The organism is Streptomyces sp. SD15 (assembly GCF_054462255.1).
In genome coordinates, this window is the sequence record NZ_JBTLMO010000006.1 from 83666 (window position 1) to 101564 (window position 17899).

The window sequence follows — 17899 nt, forward strand, 5'->3', positions numbered from 1 at the left end:
GACAAGACGCTGAAGCAGCGGTAGAAACGCGGCGCCCCCGCCCGGAAGGTTCCGGACGGGGGCGCCGCACAAGCGGTCGGGTTACAGGCCGAGCTCGACCTCGAACTCGCCCGCCTCCAGGATCGCCTTGACCGAGGTCAGGTAACGGGCCGCGTCGGCGCCGTCCACCAGACGGTGGTCGTAGGACAGCGTCAGGTACGTCATGTCGCGGACGCCGATGACCGTACCCTCCTCCGTCTCGATGACGGCCGGACGCTTGACCGTGGCGCCGATGCCCAGGATCGCGACCTGGTTCGGCGGCACGATGATCGTGTCGAAGAGCGCGCCGCGCGAGCCGGTGTTGGAGATGGTGAAGGTCGCGCCGGACAGCTCGTCCGGGGTGATCTTGTTCGCCCGGACCTTGCCCGCCAGCTCGGCGGTGGCCTTGGCGATGCCGGCGATGTTCAGGTCGCCCGCGTGCTTGATGACCGGGGTCATCAGGCCCTTCTCGGAGTCCACCGCGATACCGATGTTCTCGGTGTCGAAGTAGGTGATCGTGCCCTCTTCGACGTTGATCCGGGCGTTGACGGCCGGGTGGGCCTTCAGCGCCTGGGCCGCCGCCTTCACGAAGAACGGCATCGGGGAGAGCTTGACGCCCTCGCGGGCCGCGAAGGAGTCCTTCGCCTTCCCGCGGAGCTTCATCAGGCGGGTGACGTCGACCTCGACGACCGAGGACAGCTGGGCCTGCTCGTGCAGGGCCTTCACCATGTTGTCGCCGATGACCTTGCGGATGCGGGGCATCTTGACGGTCTGGCCGCGCAGCGGGGAGACCTCCAGGACCGGGGCCTTCTTGGCAGTCGGAGCGGCGGCAGCGGCCGGAGCCGGAGCGGCAGCGGCGGCCTTCGCGGCCTCGGCGGCGGCGAGGACGTCCTGCTTGCGGATACGGCCGCCGACGCCGGTTCCCTTGACGGTGGCCAGGTCGACGCCGCTCTCGGAGGCGAGCTTGCGCACCAGCGGGGTCACGTACGCGCCCTCGTCGGTGGCCTGCGCGGCGACGGGCGCCGGGGCGACGGGGGCCGGGGCGACGGGGGCGGGCGCGACCGGAGCGGCCGGGGCCGCGGGCTGGACCGGGGCCGGGGCGGCGGCGGCCGGGGCGGCCGGAGCAGCGGGGGCCGGAGCCGGAGCGGCGGGAGCCACCGGCGCGGGCGCCGGAGCAGGAGCCGCGGGGGCGGCCGGGGCCGGGGCGGCGGCAGCGGGAGCCGGGGCGGCGGCCGGAGCCGAGCCCGGGGCGCCGACGACGGCCAGCTTCGCGCCGACCTCCGCGGTCTCGTCCTCGCCGACCACGATCTCCAGCAGGACGCCGGCGACCGGCGACGGGATCTCGGTGTCGACCTTGTCCGTGGAGACCTCGAGCAGCGGCTCGTCCTCCGCGACCTCCTCGCCGACCTCCTTCAGCCAGCGGGTGACGGTGCCCTCGGTGACCGACTCGCCCAGTGCGGGCAGTACGACGTCGGTACCGGTGGCGCCACCGGCCGGAGCGGCGGGGGCGGGGGCCGGGGCGGCCGGAGCCGCGGGGGCCTCGGCGACCGGAGCCGGAGCGGCCACAGCGGCCACGGGCTCGGCGGCCGGAGCCGGGGCGGCGACGGGCGCGCCCGTGCCGTCGTCGATGACGGCCAGCTCGGCGCCGACCTCGACCGTCTCGTCCTCGGCGACCTTGATGGAGGCGAGCACACCGGCGGCGGGGGAGGGGATCTCGGTGTCGACCTTGTCGGTCGACACCTCCAGCAGCGGCTCGTCGGCCTCTACGCGCTCGCCCTCGGCCTTCAGCCAGCGGGTGACAGTGCCCTCGGTGACGCTCTCACCGAGCGCCGGAAGGGTTACGGAAACCGGCATGGTTTCTGTTGCTCCTTACGAAATGGTGCGGAAGTCTGTGGTCGTCGCGCCCAGAAGCGACGCGGTGACTGAGGTACAGCCGGTGGCCGGCGTACGGCCGATGGCTGACGTCCAGCCGGTGGCTGATCAGTCGTGCGAGTGCAGCGGCTTGCCCGCGAGGGCCAGGTGGGCCTCGCCGAGCGCCTCGCTCTGCGTCGGGTGAGCGTGGATGAGCTGGGCGACCTCGGCCGGCAGCGCCTCCCAGTTGTAGATCAGCTGGGCTTCGCCGACCTGCTCGCCCATGCGGTCGCCGACCATGTGGACGCCGACCACGGCACCGTCCTTCACCTGGACGAGCTTGATCTCGCCCGCGGTGTTGAGGATCTTGCTCTTGCCGTTGCCCGCGAGGTTGTACTTCAGAGCGACGACCTTGTCCGCGCCGTAGATCTCCTTGGCCCTGGCCTCGGTGATGCCCACGGAGGCGACCTCGGGGTGGCAGTACGTCACCCGGGGCACGCCGTCGTAGTCGATCGGAACGCTCTTCAGACCGGCCAGGCGCTCCGCTACCAGGATGCCCTCGGCGAAGCCGACGTGCGCGAGCTGGAGCGTCGGGACCAGGTCACCGACGGCGGAGATGGTGGGCACGTTGGTGCGCATGTACTCGTCGACCAGGACATAGCCGCGGTCCATCGCGACGCCCTGCTCCTCGTAACCGAGACCGGCCGAGACCGGGCCGCGGCCGACGGCGACGAGCAGGACCTCGGCCTCGAACTCCTTGCCGTCGGCGAGGGTGACCTTGACACCGTTCTGGGTGTACTCGGCCTTCGAGAAGAAGGTGCCCAGGTTGAACTTGATGCCGCGCTTGCGGAACGCGCGCTCAAGAAGCTTGGAGGAGTTCTCGTCCTCGACCGGGACGAGGTGCTTGAGGCCCTCGATCACCGTCACGTCGGTACCGAAGGACTTCCACGCCGAGGCGAACTCGACGCCGATGACGCCTCCGCCGAGCACGATCGCGGACTGCGGGACGCGGTCCAGGACCAGGGCGTGGTCCGAGGAGATGATGCGGTTGCCGTCGATCTCCAGGCCCGGCAGCGACTTCGGCACGGAGCCGGTCGCGAGCAGCACGTGGCGGCCCTGGATGCGCTGGCCGTTGACGTCGACGGAGGTCGGGGAGGACAGTCGGCCCTCACCCTCGATGTACGTCACCTTGCGGGACGCGATGAGACCCTGCAGACCCTTGTACAGGCCGGAGATGACGCCGTCCTTGTACTTGTGGACGGCGGGTACGTCGATGCCCTCGAAGGTGGCCTTGACACCGAACTGCTCGCTCTCGCGGGCTTGGTCGGCGATCTCACCGGCGTGCAGCAGAGCCTTGGTGGGGATGCATCCCCGGTGCAGACAGGTGCCGCCGACCTTGTCCTTCTCGATCAGGGCGACGTCCAGGCCCAGCTGCGCTCCGCGCAGCGCCGCGGCGTAACCGCCACTGCCACCGCCGAGGATCACTAGGTCGAAAACGGTGCTGGCGTCGTTCGCCACGTCACGTCCTCCATGCATGTGCGCCGTACGCCGGTCTGCAGTGACCGGGCGGCGGCTGGTCTCCGGCCGCTCTTTCTTCGGCCCTGTGGTGGGGGCCCTGTCCTGCCGAGAACCCATCTTCGCACCTGTCGAGGGCGTTCGAGACGCCGGGCCGGTGTGTGACACGTCCCACCGCGACGCCCGGAGGGAAAAAACGACCCCGGGTGCTTGCACACCCGGGGTCGTGAAGTGCCCCGACAGGGGCGTGGGGCTGTGACGTCATACGGCTCCGCCGCGAGGCCCGCCCTCCGGACGGACGACGGGAAGGTGACGACAGGACCTAGCCGAGATCCCCCGCCGCAGTGAGCTCAGCCAGCCGCACCAACGTCCGCACCGCCGACCCCGTCCCGCCCTTCGGCGTGTAACCGAACGGCCCCGACTCATTGAACGCGGGCCCGGCGATGTCCAGATGCGCCCACGTGATCCCCTCGCCGACGAACTCCCGCAGGAACAGCCCCGCGACCAGCCCGCCGCCCATCCGCTCACCCATGTTGGCGATGTCGGCGGTGGGCGAGTCCATCCCCTTGCGCAGGTGCTCCGGCAGCGGCATCGGCCAGGACTCCTCACCGACCTCCTCCGCGGCCTCCACGATCGACGCACGGAACGCGTCGTCGTTGGCCATCACACCGAACGTGCGGTTGCCGAGCGCCAGCACCATCGCCCCGGTCAGCGTCGCCACGTCGATGATCGCGTCCGGCTTCTCCTCGGACGCCTTCCACAGCGCGTCGGCGAGGACGAGGCGGCCCTCGGCGTCGGTGTTGAGGACCTCGACGGTCTTGCCGCTGTACATGTGCAGCACGTCACCGGGGCGGGTCGCGGTACCGGAGGGCATGTTCTCGGCCAGCGCGAGCCAGCCGGTGACGTTGACCTCCAGGCCGAGGCGCGCGGCGGCGACCACGGCGGCGAAGACCGCGGCCGCGCCGCTCATGTCGCACTTCATCGTCTCGTTGTGCCCGGCCGGCTTGAGGGAGATGCCGCCCGAGTCGTAGGTGATGCCCTTGCCGACGAAGGCGAGGTGCTTCGTCGCCTTCGCGGAGGTGTACGACAGCTTCACCAGGCGGGGACCGGCGGCCGAGCCGGCGCCGACGCCGAGGATGCCGCCGAAGCCGCCCTTCGCGAGGGCCTTCTCGTCGAGCACCTGCACCTTGATGCCGTGCTCCTTGCCGGCCGCGGTGACGACGGCCGCGAAGGACTCGGGGTTCAGGTCGTTCGGCGGGGTGTTGATGAGGTCGCGGGCGCGGTTGAGCTCCTCGGTCACGGCGGTGGCGCGTGCGATCGCCGCCTTGTACACCGCGTCGCGGGGCTTGCCGCCGAGCAGCGTGACCTCGGCGAGCGGGGCCTTGCCGTTCTTGGCGTTGCTGCCGTTCCTGCCGTTCTCCTTGTACGCGTCGAAGGCGTACGCGCCCAGGGCGGCGCCCTCGGCGAGGGCGCCCGCGTCGGCGGCGTCCGTGAGCGGCAGGGCGAGGACGGCCTTCTTGGCACCGGCGAGCGCGCGGGCCGCGGCACCGGCCGCGCGGCGCAGCGCCTCGGCGCCGTACGTGTCGTCCTTCTCCGGGACCGCTCCCAGGCCGACGGCCACGACGACGGGTGCCTTGAAGCCGGACGGCGCGGGCAGCTTCGTCACCTCGCCCTCGGCGCCGGATGCGCCGAGGGTCTCCAGGATTGCGGCGAGTGCGCCGTCGTACGCCTTGTCCACGGCCTCGGCGCCCGGTGCGACGACGGGGCCCTTGGCGCCCTTAGCGACACCGACGACGATCGCGTCGGCGCGCAGGCCGGACGCCGCGGCGGTGCTGAGAGTCAGAGCAGTCACGGTGGTGAGATCTCGCTTCCATTGAAGTCGCTGTGGCCGAGTAGGGATGGGTCGACCGGGCCCTGACGAATGACCCTAATCCGGCCTTGGGCAGTGGTCTTTACCTGGGCAGGCAAGTCTGCGTAACGAGCCTACGCGCGCTGCCGGGTTTCACTCATTCCGGCGGGCGTTCACCGGCCGGTGGTGTGATGGCCACTTCTCACCCCTCACTCCCGGTGCCTTCAGTCACACTCATCGTCTCAAGGGGTGCGGGCGATGGTTCTCAGCCCAGTGACAGAACCACCAGCGCGGTCGTCGCGGCCGTCTCGGCAAGGCCCCCGAACACGTCGCCCGTGACGCCGCCGAAACGCCGCGTGCAGTGGCGGAGGAGCAGTTCGGCGACCGCGCAGGCGGCGAGGACCGCCACAGCGGCGCGCACCAGGTCGTACGTCCCCAGGAGCGCGCCCGCGCCCGCCGCGCCGACCACGACGGCCGCCGTCACCAGCAGCGCGCCGCGTACCGCGACCGTGCCCGCCACCGCCGCACCCAGGCCCTCGGGGCGGGCCGCGGGCACCCCGGTGCGCGCCGCGAGGGTGAGGGCGAGGCGGGCCGCGGTCGCGGAGACGACGGCCGCGAGGGCACCCCGGGCCCACGAGGAGTCGTACGCCTGCGAAAGCGCGGCCACTTGGGCGAGCAGCACGAAGAGCAGGGTGATCACGCCGAACGGGCCGATGTCGGACTGCTTCATGATGCGCAGCGCGTCCTCGGCGGGCTTGCCGCTGCCGAGGCCGTCCGCGGTGTCGGCGAGCCCGTCCAGGTGCAGGCCACGAGTGAGCGCGGCCGGCACGGCGGCGGTCGCGACGGCGGCGAGCAGCGGCCCCGCGCCCATCGCCAGCAACACCAGGCCCACGAGGGCCGCGCCCGCCCCGACCACCAGCCCGGCCAAGGGAGCGCACAGCATCCCGCCGCGCGCCGCCTCACGATCCCAACGGGTCACCCTGACGGGAAGCACGGTGAGAGTGCCGAAGGCGAAGCGAAGGCCGTGGGGGAGCGGGGCGAGAGGGGTCCTGGGCACCGGCGCAGGTTACCCGGGGCGGTCGCCTCTGGCTATCGGCGGTCTCGGGCGGTGAGGTAGGCGAGGACCGCCAGGACACGGCGGTTGTGTTCGGCGCTTGTGGTGAGTCCCAGTTTCGCCATGATCGAGGCGACGTGGGTCTCCACGGTTCGTTCGGTCAGCCACAGCCGCCGCGCGATGCCCAGGTTGGTGTGGCCTTCCGCCATCAGGGTCAACACTTCCAGCTCGCGTGGGGTCAGTGAGGCCAGAGGGTCGCGGTGGGCGCCGATCATGCGGGAGACGACTTCGGGATCGAGGGCGGAGCCGCCCGCGGCGACGCGGAGCAGGGCGTCCAGGAAGTCGTCCACGTCGAAGACGCGGTCCTTGAGGAGGTAGCCGAAACGGCCCTGGGCGACGAGTTCCACGGCGTTGCGGGTCTCGATGTGCTGGGAGAGCAGCACGATGCCGAGGTGGGGAAAGGAATCCCGGATCCGCCGGGCGGCGCGGGCTCCGTCATCAGTGAGGTCCGGTGGCATCCGGATGTCGATGACGGCCAGGTCGGGGCGGTTCTCGGTGACGGCGGTGACGAGAGCCGGCGCGTCGGCGGCACGGGCGACGATGTCGTGGCCCGCGTCCGCGAGCAGCCGTGCCAGGCCCTCCCGGAACAGGGCCGAGTCCTCGCCGATCACGATACGCATGGCAGCACCGCCTCCACGGTCGTACCGCCGCCGGGGGTGCTGGTGACGTGCAGCAGTCCGCCGAGAGCGGCGACCCGGTCCTTGAGCCCTGACAGCCCCGATCCCCTGCCCAGGTCGGCGCCACCACGCCCGTCGTCCCGGATGGTCACGTACAGCGCCCCGTTGCCGTCCTCGCCGACGACCACTCCGACACTGGTGGCCTCGGCATGCTTGACGGCGTTGGTGACGGCCTCGCTGGCGACGTAGTACGCGGTGGTGGCGACGTCGTCCGGGAGCGGGCGCCCGTCGAGCCGCCAGTCGAGCCGCACCGGGGCGCGTATCGCCAGCGCCTCCAGCGCGGGGCCCAGCCCGTCGTCGAGGGAGCTCGGCCGTAGACCGTGCGCGAGTTCGCGCAATTCCGCTACCGCTGTGCCCAGTTCGGCCACGGCCTGATCGAGAAGCCCGTCGACGTCGACGCTGCCGTCGTCGAGATGGCGCTGTGCCAGCCGCAGCGCCATGCCGAGGCTGACCAGCCGGGACTGGGCGCCGTCGTGCAAGTCCCGCTCCAGGCGGCGTCGTTCGCGGTATCCGGCCCTCAGCAGCCGGCTGCGGCTGGCCTCCACATCACTGAGCGCCTGGCTGAGTTCGAGCCGCAGTCGCACGGTTTCGACGAGGAACGCGCTGGCGGTGGCGACCTCGCGCGGGCAGGGCCCGTCGATGATCCCGATGGGGCGCCTGGCGAGTCGTACCTCGGCGCCCCGGGTCACGGGTGTCCCCGCCGTGTCGTGGAACTCCGTGCCGCCCGGCAGCAGATACCCGACCCGCAGCCGCGGTTCGCGCAGCGCCTCCCGCAGCACCTCCTCCAGTTGCTCGGGCCGCGCCCGTCCCGCGTGCACCTCGCGCTCCAACTCGGCGACCGCAGCCAGCGCCCGCTCCCGTACGGGATAGAAACGCCGGTCCACCCACCGGCGTACCCGGTTCTTCACCGGTACGAGGACGATGGCGACCAGCGCCGTCACCGCGGCCGCCGCTACCGCGCTGCCCCGCCCCAGCGCCAGGCCACCGGTGAACGATGCGGCGCTGTAGACCGCGAGCAGTCCGGCGGTCAACAGGCCCCAGGCCACCACGGCGCTGGTGGCGCGGTCCACGTCGTAGAGATCGTGGCGCAGGATCGCGAGCGCGGTGAGTGAGGGCACCCCGAGACTGAGTGCGGCCAGGCCCACCCAGATCAGTGCGGTGAGCTCGCCGAACAGCAGGTAGTTGACCCAGCACAGCAGCAGCGTGCCGGGGAGTGCGACGACCCCCAGCGCGAACCACTTCAGCTGCGCCCGCTCGACCGGGCCCGCTGTGCGGTAGCGGTGCCGCATCACCAGCGCCGAACAGACGAGCAGTGCCATGAGCAGCCCGAGCAGCGGCAGCAGAAGACTCCAGATGACGGACTCGGGCAGCGTGGGCAACGGATGCCCGTACTCCTCGAACGGAGGGTCGTACGAGGTCGGGTCGAGGGCGGCCACGACGATGAAGAGGCAGGCGACGATCAGCACCCCGTACAGCACCACCCGCGGGAAGCGCCCCGGGGGCAGCCGGCCGCCGGGGAAGAACAGCATCAGCAGCAGGACCGGTAGGTACCAGAGCGTCCACAGGCCCGCGGACAGCTGGTGAACCGTCTCGGCACCCGGCAGGGGGCGGGAGCGGTCCACCGAAGCATAGGTGTCGAGGAGGGTTTCCAGCGGTGGTACGAAGCCGACGAGGGTGAGCAGGAATCCCACCAGGTTGGCGGGGCGGCGGTGGGAGACGAAGACGCCGAGGCCGGTGGAGAGCGCGCCGGCGATCACGGCCGCGAGCAGCCCGAACAGGACCGCGGCCGAGACGGCCGGCGCGACGGCCGTCAGAGCGCAGTCCGCCACGATCACCACGGCGGTGAGCAGGGCGGTGGTCAGGGAGAGGCGACGAGGCCAGGGCATGGACCAACGGTAGAGGCGGAGCGGAGCCCTCGGTATCCGTACTGACACGCAGAGTGGTTCCCGTGTCAGCTCCGATGCGGTGGCCCCGGCCGCTCGGGGACAGTCCAGGGACGGACATCCGCCGCGGATTCACCGGACGCGTGAACCGCCGGACGGATCTCGAACCGGACCCTCACCTGGGAGACCACCATGCGTACTGTCACCGCCCGCCGCTCTCTCGCAGCCGCGGCCGTCGCCGTAGCCGCCGCGTTGACCGGCACGGTTCCCGCCGCCGCGGACTTCTCGGCGGCGGGCGAGTGCAAGCCCGTCAGCCGCAACGAGTACATCGCCGACCGCTGGGACGACCTCGGAGGCGCGAACGGCTGGCTCGGATGCCCGGTCGCCACCACGAAGAACGTCACCGTGGGTGGAGTGTGGAAGGGCAAGCGCCAGACCTTTGAGAACGGCCAGATCACCTGGTCGCCCAGCCAGGGCACTCAGATGGTCATCGCCGCCTGGGAATGGCGCGGCTACGCCTTCGCCGACTGGGGGACGACCGCCCCGTACAGCTACGACCGGTTCCTCCTGCGCCACTACAGCTCCTACGAGCCCCGGGGCGAGCAGCGCGAACTGCGCGGTGGCACCTCGGGCCGTGCCTGGGTGCAGAAGCACACCAGCGGGAGCTACCGCTTCATCGTCGAGGGCTGCGACAAGGGCACCTTCGGGTTGACGTGCCGGCAGGGCTGGACGCTGTCGGCCAGCACCCGCTGAATCCCGCTGATTCCGCTGAATCAAGATCACAACCTCGGAGGAGGGGCAAGCGCATGGGACACATACGGGGGACCGGGCGGCCGGGATGGACCGCACGTGGCGGAGGGACCAGGCGTGCGAGGCGCGCGGTGGTCGGCTTGGCGGCGATCGTCATCACTGTCGCTCTCGGCCTGACGAGCACCGCGTGCGGGGCGGTGCTCGGCAAGGTCGCCGTCAAGGCGATCGCCCGCGGTGCGCCGGCCGCCGCACCCTTCTTCGAGGATGCCGCCAGGCTGGCCATGGATGTTCCGATCAGCGAGGCGCTGGCCCTTGGCGGCGGTACGAAGAAGGGCGACGAGGCGGGGCTCTACGGCGGAACACGAAAGCAGTGGAGCTGTTCCAAGGGCACGCTCATCGAGTTCCTCAAGGCCCCGGCCAACCGTCAGAAGGCTCTGGAATGGGCCAAGGTCCAGGGCCTCGGCGATGTCGACCGGATCGAGGGCTTCATCAAGAAGCTGACGCCGGTCCTGCTGCGCAACGACACGCTGGTGAAGAACCACGACTACAAGAAGGGTAGGGCGATCCCCTTCGACGCCCTTCTGGAAGCGGGCATCGCCGTCCTGGTGGACCTGAACGGGAAGCCGGTCGTGCAATGCGGTTGTGGTAATCCGCTGGGGGCCTTCGAGCACGATGTCGACCGCGCCGACGTGAAGTTCAAGGACAAGAACAAGAAATGGACGTCGTACGACCCTGGCAAGGTCGTCAAGGTCGAGCCCACGGAGGACAGGGACGAGGTCGAGCGCTACGAACTCGTCGACGTCGACAAGAAGGACGCGGGACTCGAACGGCGTGCCGGAACCGATGGCGCGCAAGACGAAGCTCTGCCCGACGACCCGAGCGACGGGAACGGTCAAGGGACACCGTCGCCGACCGGGACACCGTCGCCGACCGATTCCCTGTCCCCGACCGATTCCCTGTCCCCGACCGGCTCCCTGTCCCCGACCGGCTCACTCTCCCCCTCACCGTCACTTTCGCCGAGCGATGGTTCGGCGGGGATGGCGACCGGTGCACCCGTCACAGGCGGGACCGATGCCGGTACAACGGAAGGTGGCCTCCTCGGCGGTGCCGACGGAAATCAAGCCGGAGCAAGCTGAGTTGACATGCCACAGGCCGCCAAGGCGGCAGCGGGGCCGTACGCTCCAGGCGCCCGGGCGGGGGACTGTTGCTCTCCCCGCCCGGGCGCCGCGGCGCGCTACCGGTATGGCGGCCATGGGCAAGGCCACGAATGGACTTGGATGAACTTGGATAAAGTTCGCAATATGGGTCATTGGCTGGAGCGGAACGTCGTGGAGCCGGGAAAGTTGCCGCTCCTGCTGGCGCTCGCCTCCTTCGTGCTGACCTTCGTGATCACCCGGGTCGTCGTCCGGCTCATCCGCGCCGGCAAGGGACCGTTCGGCAACGTCAAGGCGGGTGGGCTGCACATCCACCACGTGGTCCCCGGTGTCGTCCTGACCGTGGTCGGCGGCTTCGGCGCGGTGGCCAGTGCCCGGCACGGATTCGGCGCGGCCGCGTTCGCCGTGCTGTTCGGGATGGGCGCGGGCCTGGTGCTCGACGAGTTCGCGCTGATCCTGCACCTCGACGATGTGTACTGGTCCGAGGAGGGCCGCAAGAGCGTCGAGGTGGTCCTGGTCACGGCGGCGCTGGTCGGGCTCGTACTGGGCGGCTTCCTGCCGTTCGGCGTCAACGACCTCACTGAGGAGGAGCTCCAGAACCGCGGCGGGGTGATCCTGAGCGTGGCCTTGAACTTCGTCTTCTCGCTGCTCGCCCTGAGCAAGGGCAAGGGCCGCATCGCGATCTTCGGTGTGATCGTCCCGTTCGTGGCCCTGATCGGCATGATCCGGCTGGCCCGCCCCGGCTCGCCGTGGGCCAGGCGCTTCTACCGCCGCCGGCCGCGCGCCCGTGCCAAGTCGATCCTGCGTGCCTACCACCACGACCTCCGCTGGTCGGGCCCGAGCCGCAGGATTCAGGACTGGATCGGCGGCAAACCGGACCCGGAGCCCGTCCGGTCCCTGCCCGGACGCCGCTGACGCCGCGCGGAGATCCCGCACAGCACGACGACCGCGGCGATCGCCGCGATCACCACCCCCGCCGTCCGGTACGCCCGACAGCGCCACGCGACGAAGACGGCGAGGCCGACCACGGCCGGCGTCGCGGCGTACGCGATGACGAGCATCCGCCACCGGCCCGGACAGATCTCGGCGATCCCGAACACGACGAGGATCTGGAGCAGCGCGCCCCGCACCGGCAGATCCAGGGCCGGTACGAAGAGGGAGACCAGGGCGAGCCGCAGCGGCTCTTCCGCCCGTACGGCGCCGATGTTCTGCACGAACCGGAAGCGTTCTGGTTCTGCACCACCTGGAGGAGGGCGGTCAGGACGACGGCCCCGAGGGTCACCGGAATCGCCCGCCAACGCCGTTCGGCGAGTGCCTCGCGCACGGTGACGTACAGCGGTCCCCATTCGGCGCGGGCGAGGCGGCTCATCCTCCGGTCCTCGTCTTCCCCGCGACTCGATCTGCCACCACCGCGAGAAGAAGCTGAGCAACGACCGCCACAGCCGCAGCACCGGTCCGGCGCCGAGGCGTGCCCGCTCGGCCGGGGCGGCGGATTTCGGCGGTACCGAATCAGCCCTACGCGATTACTCGCTCTGCTCCGGATCCTCGGCCGCCTCCGGGTCCTCGGACGCTTCCGCGGCCTCCGGTGCAGGCTGCTCCGGAAGCTCGGCGGCCAGTGCGGCCGCGGCCTGGACCAGCGGCAGCGCGAGCAGGGCGCCCGCGCCCTCGCCGACGGTGACCCCGTGGTCGAGGAGGGGCTCGAGGGCCATCCGGTCCAAGGCCTTGGCCTGGGCCGGCTCCCCGCTGTTCTGCCCGGCCAGCCACCAGTCCGGCGCCCGGAAGGCGACCCGCTGCCCGACGAGGGCGCACGCGGCCGAGACGACCCCGTCGAGGATGACCGGCATCTTCCGCACGGCGCTCTGCAACAGGAACCCGGTCATCGCGGCGAGATCAGCCCCGCCGACCGCCGCGAGCAGCTGCAGCTGATCCCCGAGCACGGGCCGGGCCCGCCGCAGCGCGTCCCGTACGGCGGCGCACTTGCGCATCCACGCGAGGTCGTCGATGGCCCGCCCGCCCCGCCCGGTGACGACCGACGCGTCGGTTCCGCACAGCGCGGCGATCAGCACGGCCGCCGCGGTGGTGCCGCCGACGCTCACATCGCCGAGCACCACCAGATCCGTACCGGAGTCCGCCTCCTCGTCCGCGACGGCGACCCCCGCCAGGAAGGCGGCCTCCGCCTCCTCGAGAGTCAGCGCGTCCTCGACGTCGATCCGCCCCGAACCGCGCCGCACCCGATGCCGTACGACCTCGTCGGGCAGCCCCTGTGGGTCGCAGTCCAGCGCCATGTCGACCACACGCACCGGCACGCCCAGCCGGCGGGCCAGGATCGACGCCGGGCTCGCGCCCTCCAGGACCTCCCGCACCAGCTGTTCGGCGCTGCCCGCGGGCCGCGCCGACACGCCGAGTTCGGCGACCCCGTGGTCGCCCGCGAACAGCACCACACGCGGGTGCTCGATCTGCCGTACCGGCACCGCGGACTGCGCCGCCGCCAGCCACTCACCCAGGTCGTCGAGGCGGCCCAGCGCCCCGGGCGGCACGATCTGGCGCTCCCGGCGCGCCTCGGCGTCGCGGCGTACGCCTCCGTCGGGGCGCTCGATCAGATCGGTGAAGTCGTCGAGATTAAGCGAGCTCATTCGCCGAACAGTACCGGCCCCGATCGAACACGTCCGCGCCACGTCGTTGCACCCCGGATCGCCATTCGATACGTACCGTTTGTATCGGATTGTCGTATGGCCGAGGAGCGCCCATGCCCCCCACGCCCACCCCCCACTCGCCCACCGCACGCCGCGCCGCCTACGCGGCCGAACTCGCCCAGGGCACCGACCGGTTCCACGAACCGCGCCGCGAGGACTGCCCCTGGTGCGGTTCGAAGCGGCTGCGCACCCGGCTGCGTACGCCGGATCTGGTGCAGCGCAAGCCCGGTACGTTCGTTGTCGACGAGTGCGCGGACTGCGCTCACGCCTTCCAGAACCCGAGGCTCACGGCGGAGGGGCTGGCCTTCTACCACCGGGAGTTCCACGAGGACGCCCACGACGGCTTCGCCGTACGGCTCCTCGGCGCCCGCGGACACCGTGGCCGCCATCGCGCCGCCGCCCGCGCGCTGCTGCCGTACGCCGACCCGGAGAGCTGGCTCGACGTAGGCACCGGGCACGGGCACTTCCCTGCCGTCGCCAAGGAGGTCCACCCGTACACGGCCTTCGACGGGCTCGACCCCACCCGGCGGGTCGAGCGGGCGCGGGCGGCCGGGCGGGTCGAGGAGGCGCACCGCGGCCGGCTCACCGACGCCCGCACCGCCGGGCGCCTGCGCGCCCGCTACGACGTCGTCAGCATGTTCCACCACCTGGAACACACCCCCGATCCGCGCGAGGAACTCCGCGCCGCCATGGCGGTCCTGCGGCCCGGCGGGCACCTGCTCGTCGAAGTCCCGGACCCCGACTGCGCGTTCGGCGCGCTGCTGGGCAAGTGGTGGGTGTCGTACGGCCAGCCGCGCCACCTCCACCTCATGCCGCTGCCCAACCTGCTGGACGAACTGGAGTCCCTCGGCTGCGAGATCGTCGCGACGGACCGCCGCGAACCACACATCCCGTACGACCTCGCGGGCGCCCTCGCCCTGGCGCTCGGCCGCCTCCTGCCCGACCTCGACGCGCCCTGGCGTTCCACCCCGCCGACCACTCTCCGGCGCAAGCTGCACACGGTCCTGACCGGGGCGTCCACCCCGCTGCTGGCGTCGGCCTCGGCCCTCGACCACACCCTCGCGCCCTTCCTCCGCCGCACCCGCTTCTCGAACGCGTACCGGGTCATCGCCCGGCGGGGGGCATGAGACGGCGTCAGCCCCGCAGCGGCAGCGCCTGCCCCGCCACCACCAGCAGCACGTGTTCGCACTCGGCCGCGAAAGCCGCGTTCAGGCGGCCGAGTTCGTCGCGGTAGCGGCGGCCGGAGGCGGTGGCGGGGACGATGCCGGAGCCCACCTCGTTCGAGACGGCGACGAGGGTGCGGCGGGTGCCGCGGACGGCGGAGGTGAGTTCCTCGACGCGGGCACGCAGCGCGCGTTCACCGCCGCCGGCCCACTCCGCGTCGTCCCAGGCGTTCACGGAGTCCATCGCGTCCGTCAGCCACAGGGAGAGGCAGTCGATGAGGAGCGGAGGGCCGCCCTCCGCCAGCAGCGGGACCAGGTCGCAGGTCTCGGCGGTACGCCAGGAGCCGGGTCGCCGCTCACGATGGAGGCTCACCCGGGCCGCCCACTCGTTGTCCCCGTTGCGCGTACCGCCCGTCGCCACGTACAGCACCTCGGGGAAGGCCTCGAGCCGACGCTCCGCCTCCACCGACTTGCCCGAGCGCGCCCCGCCGAGCACGAGCGTGCGGCGCGGCACGTCCGGTACGTCCTCGTACACGCCCACGTCCAGCGTCATCCCGTCCGGCACCGCCCGCGCGCCCGCCGCCGCGAGGCGCCGCCGCAGTTCGGGGCCCGGCGGCACATCGTGGTCGAGGTGCACCGCGATCACGTCCGTCGTCGGCCCGACGGCCCCGACGGCGCGCAGCTTCGCCAGGGCGTCCGGCCGCCCCACCACATCGGCGAGCACCATGTCGTACGAGCCGCCGCGCGCGTCAAGCCCGGCGGGCGCCGCGCCCGGCGGGAGATACAGCAGCCGCCGCCCGTCCGGCCCGGTCACCGCGTACCCCGTACCCGGCGCGTCCAACGGTGTCGCCCGCACCCGGTGCCCGGTCAGCAGCGCCAACTCGCTGCCGTCCGGAACCCGCCCGGGCTGCGGCAGCCCCGCCGGCACCTCCACCGCGGGCCCGTCGTGCGGATGCGACAGCAGCACCTGCCGTACGCCGCCCAGCGAGCGTCCGGCGCGCGCGGCCGCGAACGCGGCGCCGGGCGTGAGGTCGAGCAGCAGCGTGCCGTCCACGAGCAACGCGGTCGCCGCCCGCGCGTCCTCGCCGAGCGCGCTCGCGCAGGCCGCGCAGGGACAGTCGGGGCGGGGCAGGCCCTCGGGGGCGCCGGTGCCGAGCAGAGTCAGTTCCACGGGGTTGATTTTTCCGTGTCCCCGCAGGTCTTGCGCGTCCGACTAGGCTTCGGGCAGGAGTCGGATCTTGTCCGGCTTCCGCTGTGCAGTGTGCTCACACCCTGGAGGCGTACATGGCGGCATGGACGTGGCGGTTCGAGAAGTCCGACGGGACAGAGGTCCAACCGGCGGTGCAGCCCGAGGAGTTCACCACGCAGGGGGACGCGGAGTCCTGGATCGGCGAGGTGTGGAAGGACCTTCTGGAGGGCGGTGCGGACCAGGTGTTCCTCTTCGAGGACAGCACACAGATCTATGGGCCGATGAGTCTGCACGCCGAGCCGGAGTAGGCCGGTAGGGGAGTGCCGGGGTTGCCGGGACCGTCCCCGGCAGCCCGACCTTCCCGGGATCGCCGCCTCAGCCGCGCACTCCGCAAAGATGCAGCAGCGCCGCCACCTGACGGTACGGATCCGTCCGCCCGGCGCGCTCCTCCGCGGCCAGCAGAGTCTCCACGTCCTCGGGGACGGGCGCCCCGTCGGGCGCGGTGTCCGTGAACACCCGCACGCCGTACCAGGCGTGCAACGGCGCCCCGATCCCCTCGAGGGCCGACGTCAGTGTGGCGAGCCGGTCGGCGCGGACGGCGAGGCCGAGCCGATTGACGTAGGCGTCGGTGTCGAACGCGGCCAGCGTCGACGTCCAGTCCCCCGACAGCCCGGGCCGCATGGCCAGCGCGTCGGCGTTGCGCACCAGCAGCGAGAGCAGCCCGCCCGGGGCCAGCATCCGGGCCAGGCCCGCGAGCAGCGCGTCCGGCAGCTCGACGTACATCAGTACGCCGTGGCACAGCACCACGTCGAAGCTGCCGGGCAGAAAGTGGACACCGGTCTCGCGGCCGTCGCCCTCGATGAACCGCACCCGGCCCTGGATGCCCTCGGGCTCGGCGGCCAGCGCCTCCCGGGCCACGGCGAGCATCTTCGCGTCCTGCTCGAGCCCGGTCACCTGATGACCGGCCCGAGCCAGCCGCAGCGCCTGCGTGCCCTGTCCCATCCCGACGTCGAGCACCCGCAGCCGCTGCCCCACCGGGAACCGCCCGGCTATCTGCTCGTCGAGCTGCCGGGCCACCAGCTCCTGTCGTACGACATCACGCAGCCCGCCCAGCTTGCTCAGCCAGGCATCCGCCGCGCCCCCGGAGAAAGACGTCGCGCTCAGGGCCGCTCTCCGCGCTTGACCTGCGGCTTCGGCAGCCTGAGGCGACGCATCTGGAGGGTGCGCATCAGCGCGTAGGCGACCGCGCCCTTCTTGGGCAGGTCGGGGAAGCGCGCGTTCAGCTGCTTCTTCAGGCGGATCGCGAGACCGATCGAGTCGACCACGATCATCACGATCACGACGAGCCACAGCAGCAGCGCGACGTTCTGCAGCGAGCCCACCCGCACCATGCTCAGGACGAGGATGATCACGGCCATCGGCAGGAAGTATTCCGCGATGCAGAAGCGCGAGTCCACAAAGTCGCGCGCGAACTTCCGCACCTGTCCCTTGTCGCGGGCGGGCAGATAACGCTCGTCCCCGCTGGCCAGCGCCTGACGCTGGCGCTCCATCTGGGCACGGCGATCGTCGCGCTGCCGCTTGGCCGCCTCCTTGCGCGTCGTCGGCGTATTGGCGACGCTACGACGCTGGGTCTGGGCCTCACTGCGCTTGGGAGTGGGGCGGCCCTTGGGGGCCTGCGGGTCACGGGTCTGCTTGGAGTCGGTCACCGGCGCCTTGTCGGCGGGGGCCTTCTCTTCCTTGGCACGGCTACGGAACACAAAACACAAGGGTACGTGGTGCCGCGGCATGGACGTCATGCGAGTGGGGAACGATCCGGCAACACCGTACGTCTGTAGTGGGACAGAGGGGACGTTGCGCACGGGGGGAGACGGGGGCAGACCCCGAGGCCCACCTACTCCCTACGCCGGAGCACCGCCGTCCGCAGTCGTCCTTGGGGATGAGCGCATCCGTCCCCGAACAGTGCGGTAATGGATGCAGGGCCCGTACTGTGGGTTCTGTTGCAGTACCTGGGAGCTGGAGTCCGTCAGAAGGGGGCGCGCGAAG

15 protein-coding genes and 1 pseudogene are annotated in these 17899 nt (G+C 71.7%); 5 read left to right on the plus strand and 11 right to left on the minus strand.

Annotated features, from left to right (window positions below; all coding sequences use genetic code 11):
• Nucleotides 1-81 precede the first annotated feature (81 nt).
• From sucB to ACX28W_RS08165, 6 genes are all read right to left on the minus strand, one after another.
• Entirely contained in the window at nucleotides 82-1872 is a 1791-nt protein-coding gene (gene sucB, locus ACX28W_RS08140; protein ID WP_458998070.1) for a 2-oxoglutarate dehydrogenase, E2 component, dihydrolipoamide succinyltransferase, read from the minus strand.
• Between the two features lie 126 nt (nucleotides 1873-1998).
• Entirely contained in the window at nucleotides 1999-3387 is a 1389-nt protein-coding gene (lpdA, locus tag ACX28W_RS08145; RefSeq protein WP_458998071.1) for a dihydrolipoyl dehydrogenase, read from the minus strand.
• Between the two features lie 319 nt (nucleotides 3388-3706).
• Nucleotides 3707-5236 carry a leucyl aminopeptidase gene (locus tag ACX28W_RS08150; protein WP_458998072.1) on the minus strand — a complete coding sequence of 510 codons (1530 nt, stop codon included), beginning with the start codon at nucleotides 5234-5236 and terminating at the stop codon, nucleotides 3707-3709.
• A 262-nt stretch (nucleotides 5237-5498) separates the two neighbouring features.
• Nucleotides 5499-6290 carry an adenosylcobinamide-GDP ribazoletransferase gene (locus tag ACX28W_RS08155; protein ID WP_458998073.1) on the minus strand — a complete coding sequence of 264 codons (792 nt, stop codon included), beginning with the start codon at nucleotides 6288-6290 and terminating at the stop codon, nucleotides 5499-5501.
• 32 nt (nucleotides 6291-6322) lie between these two features.
• Nucleotides 6323-6967, minus strand: a complete 645-nt coding sequence (locus ACX28W_RS08160) for a response regulator transcription factor (RefSeq protein ID WP_458998074.1) — start codon at nucleotides 6965-6967, stop codon at nucleotides 6323-6325.
• The gene (locus tag ACX28W_RS08165) at nucleotides 6955-8910 is read right to left on the minus strand and encodes a sensor histidine kinase (RefSeq protein ID WP_458998075.1); all 1956 of its coding nucleotides are present in this window, start codon (nucleotides 8908-8910) and stop codon (nucleotides 6955-6957) included. Before ACX28W_RS08165 ends, ACX28W_RS08160 begins: the two co-directional genes overlap by 13 nt.
• Before the next feature lie 189 nt (nucleotides 8911-9099).
• On the opposite strand from ACX28W_RS08165, the gene ACX28W_RS08170 reads away from it, so the two are divergent.
• From ACX28W_RS08170 to ACX28W_RS08180, 3 genes are all read left to right on the plus strand, one after another.
• Entirely contained in the window at nucleotides 9100-9660 is a 561-nt protein-coding gene (locus ACX28W_RS08170; RefSeq protein ID WP_458998076.1) for an LGFP repeat-containing protein, read from the plus strand.
• A gap of 128 nt (nucleotides 9661-9788) precedes the next feature.
• Entirely contained in the window at nucleotides 9789-10793 is a 1005-nt protein-coding gene (locus ACX28W_RS08175; RefSeq protein ID WP_458998225.1) for a DUF6777 domain-containing protein, read from the plus strand.
• A 165-nt stretch (nucleotides 10794-10958) separates the two neighbouring features.
• A complete protein-coding gene (locus ACX28W_RS08180) occupies nucleotides 10959-11726 on the plus strand; it encodes a hypothetical protein (RefSeq protein WP_458998077.1) in 768 nt (255 codons plus the stop codon).
• Here ACX28W_RS08180 and ACX28W_RS08185 read toward each other — a convergent pair.
• Nucleotides 11663-12180: pseudogene (locus ACX28W_RS08185) on the minus strand (hypothetical protein). The gene ACX28W_RS08180 and the pseudogene ACX28W_RS08185 sit on opposite strands and share 64 nt — an antisense overlap.
• 154 nt (nucleotides 12181-12334) lie before the next feature.
• The gene (gene cobT, locus ACX28W_RS08190) at nucleotides 12335-13444 is read right to left on the minus strand and encodes a nicotinate-nucleotide--dimethylbenzimidazole phosphoribosyltransferase (protein ID WP_458998078.1); all 1110 of its coding nucleotides are present in this window, start codon (nucleotides 13442-13444) and stop codon (nucleotides 12335-12337) included.
• Between the two features lie 113 nt (nucleotides 13445-13557).
• Here cobT and ACX28W_RS08195 point away from each other — a divergent pair, with 113 nt between their 5' ends.
• On the plus strand, nucleotides 13558-14631 hold the full coding sequence (locus tag ACX28W_RS08195; RefSeq protein WP_458998079.1) for a class I SAM-dependent methyltransferase: 1074 nt from the start codon (nucleotides 13558-13560) through the stop codon (nucleotides 14629-14631).
• 7 nt (nucleotides 14632-14638) lie between these two features.
• On the opposite strand, the gene ACX28W_RS08200 is transcribed toward ACX28W_RS08195, so the two are convergent.
• Complete coding sequence (locus ACX28W_RS08200) at nucleotides 14639-15838, minus strand: bifunctional adenosylcobinamide kinase/adenosylcobinamide-phosphate guanylyltransferase (RefSeq protein WP_458998080.1); 1200 nt, start codon at nucleotides 15836-15838, stop codon at nucleotides 14639-14641.
• A 113-nt stretch (nucleotides 15839-15951) separates the two neighbouring features.
• Here ACX28W_RS08200 and ACX28W_RS08205 point away from each other — a divergent pair, with 113 nt between their 5' ends.
• On the plus strand, nucleotides 15952-16164 hold the full coding sequence (locus ACX28W_RS08205; protein ID WP_099500908.1) for a hypothetical protein: 213 nt from the start codon (nucleotides 15952-15954) through the stop codon (nucleotides 16162-16164).
• A gap of 67 nt (nucleotides 16165-16231) precedes the next feature.
• Here the strand turns inward: ACX28W_RS08205 and ACX28W_RS08210 are convergent, their stop codons facing one another.
• Together ACX28W_RS08210 and ACX28W_RS08215 are read right to left on the minus strand one after the other, a co-directional pair.
• Nucleotides 16232-16933, minus strand: coding sequence for a class I SAM-dependent methyltransferase (locus ACX28W_RS08210; RefSeq protein ID WP_458998081.1), 702 nt, complete (start codon nucleotides 16931-16933; stop codon nucleotides 16232-16234).
• Between the two features lie 83 nt (nucleotides 16934-17016).
• The gene (locus ACX28W_RS08215) at nucleotides 17017-17643 is read right to left on the minus strand and encodes a DUF3043 domain-containing protein (RefSeq protein ID WP_458998226.1); all 627 of its coding nucleotides are present in this window, start codon (nucleotides 17641-17643) and stop codon (nucleotides 17017-17019) included.
• Nucleotides 17644-17899 lie beyond the last annotated feature (256 nt).